The 9,548-nt window shown below is 65.2% G+C and carries 7 protein-coding genes; 1 reads left to right on the plus strand and 6 read right to left on the minus strand.

Annotated elements, in window-relative coordinates:
* From JW897_RS23925 to JW897_RS23940, 4 genes are all read right to left on the minus strand, one after another.
* A partial coding sequence (locus JW897_RS23925) for an ATP-binding cassette domain-containing protein (RefSeq protein ID WP_205467908.1) occupies positions 1-345 on the minus strand: 345 nt, incomplete at its 3' end.
* Positions 346-361: 16 nt separating this feature from the next.
* Positions 362-1,423, minus strand: a complete 1,062-nt coding sequence (locus JW897_RS23930; RefSeq protein ID WP_205467909.1) for an ABC transporter permease — start codon at positions 1,421-1,423, stop codon at positions 362-364.
* Between the two features lie 13 nt (positions 1,424-1,436).
* Positions 1,437-2,375 (minus strand): ABC transporter permease, encoded by a 939-nt coding sequence (locus JW897_RS23935; RefSeq protein WP_048415849.1) that lies wholly within the window; start codon positions 2,373-2,375, stop codon positions 1,437-1,439.
* Between the two features lie 21 nt (positions 2,376-2,396).
* The gene (locus JW897_RS23940) at positions 2,397-4,169 is read right to left on the minus strand and encodes an ABC transporter substrate-binding protein (RefSeq protein WP_048415848.1); all 1,773 of its coding nucleotides are present in this window, start codon (positions 4,167-4,169) and stop codon (positions 2,397-2,399) included.
* A gap of 356 nt (positions 4,170-4,525) precedes the next feature.
* On the opposite strand from JW897_RS23940, the gene JW897_RS23945 reads away from it, so the two are divergent.
* The gene (locus JW897_RS23945; protein WP_048415847.1) at positions 4,526-4,891 is read left to right on the plus strand and encodes a hypothetical protein; all 366 of its coding nucleotides are present in this window, start codon (positions 4,526-4,528) and stop codon (positions 4,889-4,891) included.
* A 52-nt stretch (positions 4,892-4,943) separates the two neighbouring features.
* Here JW897_RS23945 and JW897_RS23950 read toward each other — a convergent pair whose 3' ends face one another.
* Together JW897_RS23950 and JW897_RS23955 are read right to left on the minus strand one after the other, a co-directional pair.
* Positions 4,944-8,057, minus strand: coding sequence for an efflux RND transporter permease subunit (locus JW897_RS23950; protein ID WP_048415846.1), 3,114 nt, complete (start codon positions 8,055-8,057; stop codon positions 4,944-4,946).
* Positions 8,058-8,072: 15 nt separating this feature from the next.
* Entirely contained in the window at positions 8,073-9,188 is a 1,116-nt protein-coding gene (locus JW897_RS23955) for an efflux RND transporter periplasmic adaptor subunit (protein ID WP_048415845.1), read from the minus strand.
* Positions 9,189-9,548 lie beyond the last annotated feature (360 nt).

Below are 9,548 nucleotides of genomic sequence, written 5' to 3' on the forward strand. Positions count from 1 at the left end.
CACGCTGAACACCGGGTTCAGCGAGCTCATCGGCTCCTGGAAGATCATCGCGATGTCCTTGCCGCGCAACGCGCGCATCTCGGCGCCGCTGGCCTTGAGCAGATCGCGTCCTTGCAGCAGGACCTGGCTGTCCGGGGAGATTTGGGCGTGCTGCGGCGACAGCAGGCGCATGATGGCCATCGAGGTCACCGATTTGCCGGAGCCGGATTCGCCCACCAGCGCCACGGTGCGCTTGGCCGGGATGTCGAAGCTGACGCCCTTGAGCGCCTGGAATTCGCCGCCGTTCTCCTGGCGGAACGCCACTTTGAGATTGCGCACCGACAGCAGGGTCTGGTTCTGAGTCATTGTGGTTCTCCCCCGCTCACTTCGCCGCCGCGCGCGGGTCCAGCGCGTCGCGCAGCGCGTCCACCAACAGGCTGAAGGCGGTCACCAGCAGCGACATCGACAAGGTGACCGCCAGCATTTGCCACCAATAGCCCTGGATCAGCTCGGTGGGCGCTTCCGCCAACATCGAACCCAGGCTGACCTGGCGCACGCCGACGCCGAAGCCGAGGAAGGACAGGATGGCTTCGTACTTGATCAGCGCCACGGTCAGCAAGGAGAACTGCACCAGCAGCAGGTGGGAGATATTGGGCAGGATGTGGATGAACATCTTGCGGGCGTTGCCGGCGCCGATGGCGTCCGCCGCCTGCACGTATTCGCGGCCCTTGAGCTTCAGGTATTCCGCGCGCACCAGGCGGAAGGTGCCGGTCCAGCTGGTCAGCGCCATCACCGTGACGATGGTGGTGATGCCGCGGCCGGAGACGGCGGCGAAGGACAGCAGCAGCAACATGTCCGGCACCGAGGTAAACACGCTGTAGAACCAGCCCAGCGCGTCGTCCACCCGGCCGCCGAAGTAGCCGGCGGCCGCGCCCAGCGCGCAGCCCACCAGCAAGGCCGCCACCGCGCCGAACACGCCGACGAAGATGGAGGTGGACGTGCCTTTCAGCGTTTTTTCGATCACGTCGCGGCCGCGCAGATCGGCGCCGAAGGGCAGCGTGGCGCGCTTGGCCGGCGCGGCCTGCGCGTATTCGCCCACATGCTGCCGCGCCTGTTGCAGCTCCTGGCCTATCGGGTCTTCTTCCGGCGTCATGGTGACGATGGCGGCGGACGCCTGGGCGGGCTTGGCCGGCTCCGGCGGCAACACGTCGTCGGCGGAGGCCTGCACCCAGCTGGGCGGCGCGTAGGGCACGGCGATTTCGTCGGTCCAGCCGCCGCCTACCAGATTGAACCAGCCGCCGACGGCCAACAGCAGGTAGACCGCCACGATCCACAGCGACACAAAACCCACCTTCTTGCGCTTCAGCCTTTGCCAGCCCAGCGCCCACAAGCCGCGCGAGGGGGCGGCCGGCGCGGCGCCGGCGCTATTGTGCAATGTCGTCATTTCCAGCCCTCTCTCACGTCAGTTGCACGCGCGGGTCGATCAATTTGTAGACCAGATCGCCCAGCAGATTGAACACCATGGTGGCGATGGCGATATAGATGGTGATGGCCTTGATCACCGGGAAATCGCTCTTGTTCACCGCCATCACCACTTCATTGCCCATGCCGGGAATGCCAAAGAAGCTTTCCAGCACCAGCGCGCCGATCAACATATAAGGCAGCGACATCATCACGCTGGTCACCACCGGGATCAGCGCGTTGCGCAGCACGTGCTTGAGCATCACCGCGCGCTCGGACAGGCCCTTGGCGCGCGCGGTGCGCACGTAGTCCTGGCCGATTTCCTCGACGAAGAAGCTGCGGTAGAAACGGATGTCCGGCCCCAGCGACACCATCAGGCCCATCAGCAGCGGCAGCGGCACGTAGACGAAGAGGTTGACCCAGAAGGAATCCCCCCAGCCGCGCACCGGGAACCAGCCCATTTTGAAGGCCAGGAAATACTGGCCGGCGATGATGTAGACCAGCGCGCTGACCGACATGGCCACGGTGCAGGCGATGGTGACGATGTGGTCGGTCAGGCCGCCGCGGAAATAGGCGACCAGCGCCGCCAGCGGGATGGCGATCAGCAGGTCCACCACCAGCATGGCGCCGGTCAGCGTCAGCGAGGGGCCGACGCGGCTGCCTATGATGTCGGCCACCGGCTGCTGGGTGGACCAGGAGGTGCCGAAGTCCAGCGTCAGCACCTGTTTGACGAAGATCCAGAACTGCTGCGGCAGGCTCTGATCCAGGCCCAGCTGGGCGCGGATATTGGCCAGCACGTCCGGCGTCAGGTGCTTGCCGGCCAGCACCAGCGACGGATCGCCGCCCACCAGGGTAAACAGGGTGAAAACCAGCAACATGACGCCAAACAGGGTTGGGATCATCTGCAGGATGCGACGGATGATAAAAGCGGACATGATGTTCTCCTCGCCTGCCGCTTACTTCTGCACGTCCAGGAAACGCCAGATGTAGTTGTAGTTGGGATGCAGCTTGGCGCCGCGCACCCAGGGCTGGATCAGCGTGTTGCGGAAACGGGTGTCGCTGAAGGCCCAGGGCGTGTCCGCCATCACAATCTTGTTCATCGCGTCGTACAGCCGGTTGCGCTCCGGCCCGTCTTCCAGATTGCGCGATTGCTCGTACAGCCGGTCGTAGCGCGCGGACTGATAGCAGGCGTAATTGACGCCGCCGGTATTAGGGCCGTACAGCAGTTGGACGAAGTTTTCGCCGTCCGGAAAGTCCGCGATCCAGGCCGCGCCGTTCATGCCGAACTTGCACTCGCGCTGCGCCTTGATCTGCTCGTTCCACTGCATCACGCGGAAGTCCACGCGCACCTTGATCAGATCAAAGGCTTTTTGCCAGTACTCGTTCCATTGCTTGTCGATGGCGGTGGGACCGGTCAGGAAGTCCACCACCAGCGGCGCGCCGTCCGGCTGGCGGCGATAGCCGTCCGCGCCCTTCTTGTAGCCGAAGCGGTCCAGCAAGGCGTTGGCCAGCGCCGGGTTATAGGGGAAGGCGCCGCGGAAATCCGGGTTGTGGCCGGCCACGTTGGGCGGCACCACGTACTGAACCTTGACCGCCTGGTTGCGACGGATGTCGCGTATGGTTTCGTCGGTATTGAAGGCCATGGTGATGGCGCGGCGCAGCGCGATTTTTTCCTTGCCGTAGCCGCCCACCACCGGGTCCTTCATCCCGAAGGCGTAAAAGGTGATTTCCTCGTCCAGGCTGCGCAGCAGGCGTATGCCCTGCCGCTGGAGGTCCGGCTTCAGTTCGGCCCGCCACGGATTGCTCGGGTCCATGCGCAGCAGTTGCCGGATCAAGGGCTGGGGGATGCCCACCAGGTCCAGCTCCGCGCTCTTGAACGCCAGCCAGGTGGGCTGTTCCTCCTGGATCACCGATACTTCGATGCGGCCGATCTGCGGGTAGCTCTTGCCGTTCATCTCGCGGGCGAGGCGCTGGTCTTCCGGGTTGTCGCCCGGCTGGTAGTTGAAGGTTTGCTTGCGGAAATTGGGGTTGGCCACCAGCGAGATGTGAGTGCCGGGCTGCCATTTGGCCAGCATATAGGGGCCGGTGCCCACCGGGTGGGCGTTGGTGTTGCTTCCGTAGGCTTCCACCGCCTCGCGCGCCTGGCCTTGGACGAAGGGCGCGGCCAGGATGTATTTCAACGCCGGATACGGCTGGGTCAGCTTCAGTTGCAGGGTGTAGCGATCCAGCGCGCGCACGCCGGCCACCGGCGCGTCGTAGTTGATCTTGCCGCCGGCGGGCTTGGCCCAGGCGTCCAGGCCGACGAATTTGCCGGCCACCAGGTCGCTGATCGGCGAGGCCACCGCCGGATCGATCAGGCGCTTGAAGGCGTACACGTAGTCTTCCGCCGTCAGTTCGCGCTTTTTGCCCTTGAAGGCCGGATCCGGCGCGAAGTACACGCCTTTTTTCAGGGTGAAGGTATAGGTTTTGGCGTCGGCGCTGACCGTGGGCATGGCGGTAGCCACATTGGGCACCACCTTGACCGGCCGCGCCAGGTAGTCGAAGGTCAGCAGCGGGTCGAAGATGTGTTCGATGATGGCGCCGGAATAGATGTCCGAAGTCTTGGACGGGTCGAATCCGGTCTCCGGCGCGTTGAAGGCCACGTGCAGCACCTTGTTCATGTCGGCGGCCTGCGCCGACATTCCCCCCCACGCCATCAGCGCCAGCAGCGCGCATCGCTTCAGGCTCATGATTTTCTCCTTTGTTGTCGCTCCGGCCTGGCGTCTTGCGCCGGCCCGCTTATTATGTCGTCGTTCTAGCGGATCTTAGAACGTGTTTACGATCTCGCGAGCTAAGGCGAGACAAGGCGAAAACTAGCGAAAAAGCGGAATGTACACGTGGTACATGAGCATTTTGAGCTCGGTTTCAACGCCGTATCGCCGACGCGCAGCAGATCGTAAACAGGTTCTTAACACTCATGAACAAGGTGCGCCGGCCCTGCTTGTTGACAAGCGACGCCGGCGACGCCATCGTAAAAGTCTCCGTTCAAACACCACCCAAGGCGGCCGTTTTATCCACCCGCCTCCCACTTTTCAAGGAGCGCATCATGAAAACAAGGCTAGCGCTGACCCTGCTGGCGGCCAGCCTGCTGACCGGTTGCGCCACCCAGGCGGGTTACGCGCAAAAGGTCTATGGCTGGCAAGGCCGCGACGTCAACGAGATGCTGGCGCAATGGGGCGCGCCCACCAGCCAGCTGACCATGCCCAACGGCAATCAGCTCTACACCTACCGCAGCGCCTACAGCCAGGAAATGCCTTATCAGGGCGGCTTCTACAACTACCCGTGGGGCTTTAGCGGCGGCGGTTCGGTGTATTACCGCTGCACCACCAATTTCGTCGCCGATCCCAAGACCCACACCATTCTGTCGGTAAGCTTCGACGGCAATGACTGCGTGGCGCCGCCTAAAAATTAAACGCCGTCCTCGCCAAAAGAAAGAGCCTGCGTGAACGCAGGCTCTTGTCGTTTCAATGCTCGGTGGCCGGTTGGTGCGCCGGCTTGCCGCCCAGCAGGCGGCGCACCCGGCTGCGCAGGCCGTCCAGATAGGTGTAGACCACCGGCACCACGATCAGGGTCAGCACGGTGGAGGTCAGCAGGCCGCCGATGATGGCGTGCGCCATCGGCCGGTTGCTTTCCGAGCCGTCGCCGGTGCCCAGCGCCAGCGGCATCATGCCGAAGATCATCGCCAGGCTGGTCATCATGATGGGCCGCAGCCGCACCCGGCCGGCCTCGACGATGGCCTCGGTGCGCTCCATGCCTTCGCGCCGCGCCTGGTTGACGAAGTCCACCAGCAGGATGCCGTTCTTGGCCGCCAGGCCCATCAGCATGATGATGCCTATCACCGAGAACATGTTCAGCGTGGAGCCGAACAGGTAGAGCGAGCAGAACACGCCGACGAAGGCCAACGGCAAGGCCATCATGATGGTGACCGGCAGCGTGAAGCTGCGGAACTGCGCGGCCAGGATCAGGTAGATGAAGATCACGCCCAGCGCCAGCGCCTGCACCGCGTAGCCCAGCGATTCCTGCATGTCCTTCTGCTGGCCGCCCTGCACCAGCATCACGCCCGGCGGCAGCTTCAGGCCTTCCACCAGCTGGTGCACTTCGGCGGACACGGTGCCGGCGTCGCGGCCTTCGATATTGGCCAGGATGGTGATCTCGCGCATCATGTTGACGCGCTTGATCTGGCGCGGACTGATGCCCTGCCGGGTTTCTATCAGCGAGGACAGCGGGATCATATTGGCCGCGCCGTTGGCGTCCGGCCGCCCGGCCACGGTCAGCGCGTCCAACAGCTCCTGGCGGCGCTCGGACTTGGGCACCCGCAGCTTGACGTCGTAGTTTTCGCCGTCCGGCGCTTCCCAGGTGGTGACCGCGTTGCCGGCCAGCAGAATGGACAGGGTCTTGCCCACGCGGGCCAGGTCCACGCCCAGGCTGGTGGCGGCGTCGCGCTTGAGCACCAGGTTCAGCGCCGGATCGCCTTCGCTGAGGTTGGATTCGATGTCGCGCACGCCGTGGATCTTGCCCAGCTTGCGCATCAGGTCTTCCGACACCGCGGTCAGTTCGCGCAGATCGCTGCCGCGCAGGCCCACCTTGACCGGCTTGCCCTGCTGCTGCTCGTTGGCCACCGATTTGATGGTGACGCCGGCCACCGGCAGCACCCGCGCGCGCGCGTCGGCGATCACCTGGCCCAGCGTTCGCTGGCGGCTGTTCTTGTCGCCGATGTCCACCGTCACCGAGCCGTCGTTCTTGCCGGCGCCGAAATTGCCCTCGCCCACATTCATCGAGATCGATTTGATTTCGGGAATGCTCTTCACCGCCGCCGCCAGCTCATGGCCCTTGGTGGCGGTGTATTCCAGCGCCGAGCCGGGCGCGGTCTGGTAGCTGATGGTGAATTTGCCGCTGTCGCGCTCGGGGATGAACTCGCCGCCGATGCCGGGCACCAGCAGGAAGCTGGCGATGGTCAGCAACAAGGCGGTGCCCAGCACGGTCTTGCGATGGCCCAGCGCCCAGCGGATCACGCCGACGTAGCGCTCCGCCAAGCGGTCCAGCGAGCTTTCGAAGGTGTCCAGCATCCGCCCCAGCGGACCGCGGTGCTTGTCGCCGTGGTGGTGCGGGTCGTGCCAGATCGACGACAGCATAGGGTCCAGCGTGAAGCTGACCAGCATCGATATCAGCACCGCCACCGCCACGGTCAGGCCGAACTGGTGGAAGAACTTGCCGATGATGCCGCCCATGAAGCCCACCGGCAGGAACACCGCCACCACAGTCAGCGTGGTGGCCAGCACCGCCAGGCCGATTTCATTGGTGCCGTCCAGCGCCGCCTGGTAGTGGCTCTTGCCCAGGCCGGCGTGGCGCACGATGTTTTCACGCACCACGATGGCGTCGTCGATCAACAGGCCGATGGACAGCGACAAGGCCAGCAGGGTCAGCATGTTCAGGGTGAAGCCGAACATCTGGATGGCGAACAGGGTGCCGATCAGCGACACCGGCAGAGTCAGGCCGGTGATCACCGTGCTGCGCCAGCTGCCCAGGAACAGGAAGACGATCAGCACGGTCAGGCCGGCGCCTTCCAGCAGCGTGGATTCAACGTTGTGCAGCGATTTCTTCACGTCCTCGGCGGTGTCGTAGGTGTAGCGCACCTTGACCCCGGCCGGCATCTGGCTCTTCAGTTCCTCCACCCTGGCCTTGACGCCCTCGGCCACCTCCACCACATTGGCGCCGCGCGCGGCGCGCAGGTCCAGCGACACGCCGGGCCGGCCATCTATCAGCGAGATGCTGGACTGCTCGGCCTCGGTGTCGGCCACGGTGGCGATGTCCTCAAGCCGGATGGGCGCGCCGTTGCGGTAGCCCACCGCCAGCTGCGAGAAGTCGTCGGCGGACTTGAGCTTGCCGGCGACGCGGATCGCCCATTCCTTGCTGACCGCCGACACCGAACCGGCGGGGAAGTCCTGGTTGGCGGCGCGCAGCGCGTCGGCCACGTCCTGCAAGGACAGGCCGGACGCTTCCAGCCGCACCGGGTCCACGTCGACGCGGATCTCGCGGCGCACGCCGCCGATCAGCTTGACGTCGCCGACGCCGGCCACCATCTGCAGCCGCTTCTTCAGCACCTTGTCCACCCAGGTGGTCAGTTCGCGCGGCCGGGTCTGGTCCGAGGTCAGCACCAGGGTCAGCATGGGGTTGTCGTTGGGGTCCACCTGGGACACGGTGGGCGCGGAGATCTCGCGACGGAACTGGCCCTGAATGGCGCCTATCTTGTCCCGCACGTTCTGCACCGCCGACACCGGGTCCACCGACAGCTCGAACTCCACCACCACGGTGGAGTTGCCTTCCATCGAGTAAGAGCGGATTTCCTTGATGCCGTTGATGGTGTTGACCGCCTCTTCCACCGGCTTGGAGATTTCGCTTTCCACCACTTCCGGCGAGGCGCCGGGATAGTCGGTGGACACCAGGGCGATGGGGAAGCGGATGTCCGGCATTTCCTCCACCGCCAGCCGCTGCCAGGAAAACAAGCCCAGCACCACCAGCGTCATCATCAGCACGGCGGCGAAATAGGGATTGCGGACACTGATTCGGGTCAGCCACATGCTGCGCCCCTCCGCTTAGAGTTTGCCGCCGGGCAGGGAGACCGGATCGCCGGCCTTCACCCCCACCAGGTCCACGGCGATCACGTGCTCGCCCGGCTTGACGCCGGCCACCGCCGCCAGCCTGTCCGCCTCGGAGCGCAGCAACAGCTCCACCGGCCGCCGCTCCAGCCTGCCCTGGCGCGCCACCAGCACCCAGGGCTGGCCGTCCGGATCGTGGATGGCCGGCAGCGGCAGCACGATCTGGTCGCTGACCTGGCGCAGCACAATGCCGCCCTTGGCGAACTGGCCGGCCTTCAGCTTGTGTTCCGGGTTTTTCACGCGGATGTACAGGGTGAAGCTGCGGGTGCCCGCCACCGCCACCGGGTTGATGCGCACCACTTCGCCGCGCTGCGGCTCGGCCAGGCCGTCCACGCTGAAGCCGGCCTGCATGCCGGGCTGGACCTGGGAGATCAACCGCGCCGGCACGGTGGCGGCGATTTCCAGCACCGAAAGGTCGGCGATGGCGAACAGCACCGCGTTCTTGCCGGCCACCTCGCCGGGGTTGATCTTGCGCTCGTAGACCACGCCGTCTATCGGCGCGCGGATCTGGGTGTCCGCCAGCAGCCGGCGCGCGCGCGCCAGTTGGGTGGCCTGGGCCTTGGCCTCGCCCTCCTTCACTCGGTAGTCGCTGTCGAATTCGTCATAGGCGATCTGCGAGATGAAGCCCTTGTGCAGCAGCTCGCGCTGCTTTTCCAGCTTGACCTTGGCCAGGCGCAGCCGCGCCTCGGTATTGGCCACCTGGGCGTTCTGTTCCGCCACCGATTGCGACAGCACTTCGGCGTCCAGCACCGCCAGCACCTGGCCGCGCTTGACCGCCTCGCCCTCGCGCACGCGCACTTCCTTGACCCTGGCCTCCACCTCGGCGGCCACGGTGCCGCTGGTCAGCGCGTTCAGCGATCCGGTGAAGGCTATCGTCGCCGCCAGCACGCGCGGCTTGGCCGCCATCACGTCGGCGGTGGACAACGCCCGCGCCACCGGCGCGGAGGCCGCGGCCTTGCCGGCGGCGCCCTCCTTGGGCGGCTCGGACGGTTTGGCGCCGCAAGCCGCCAGCGCCAACGATAAGAGCGGGACTATGACAAATCGTGTGTTCATCTGTGTTGTTCTTTTCTGTGGTTGAGCCGCCCGCGACGCGGAGCTCGGACACGCGTGATCGGCCGCCGCGTCAGGCTCGGCGGCCGCGCATCCAGGACGATGAAACGACGCAAGACTCCCCCTTGCGCCGGCGCGGCCGGACCAGGGCCGCTCGGCATCATCCCACAGGCGTCGCCGCGGGATATGCCATTGTGTGGTCGTATTGTCTTGTTGTTGTGAAACGTGGGCGGACAAGCCGCAGTCAAGCATTTGGGCGGCCTGACTGCGGCCGCCCGTTATCATGCCACAACACTATCCATTAAACATATGTCATTGCACAAACTGCTCGGAGCCCACGATGCCCAACTTGGTCACCCCCAG

Origin of the sequence: Chromobacterium alkanivorans (assembly GCF_016937655.1) — a bacterium.
GTDB classification, from domain to species: domain Bacteria; phylum Pseudomonadota; class Gammaproteobacteria; order Burkholderiales; family Chromobacteriaceae; genus Chromobacterium; species Chromobacterium alkanivorans.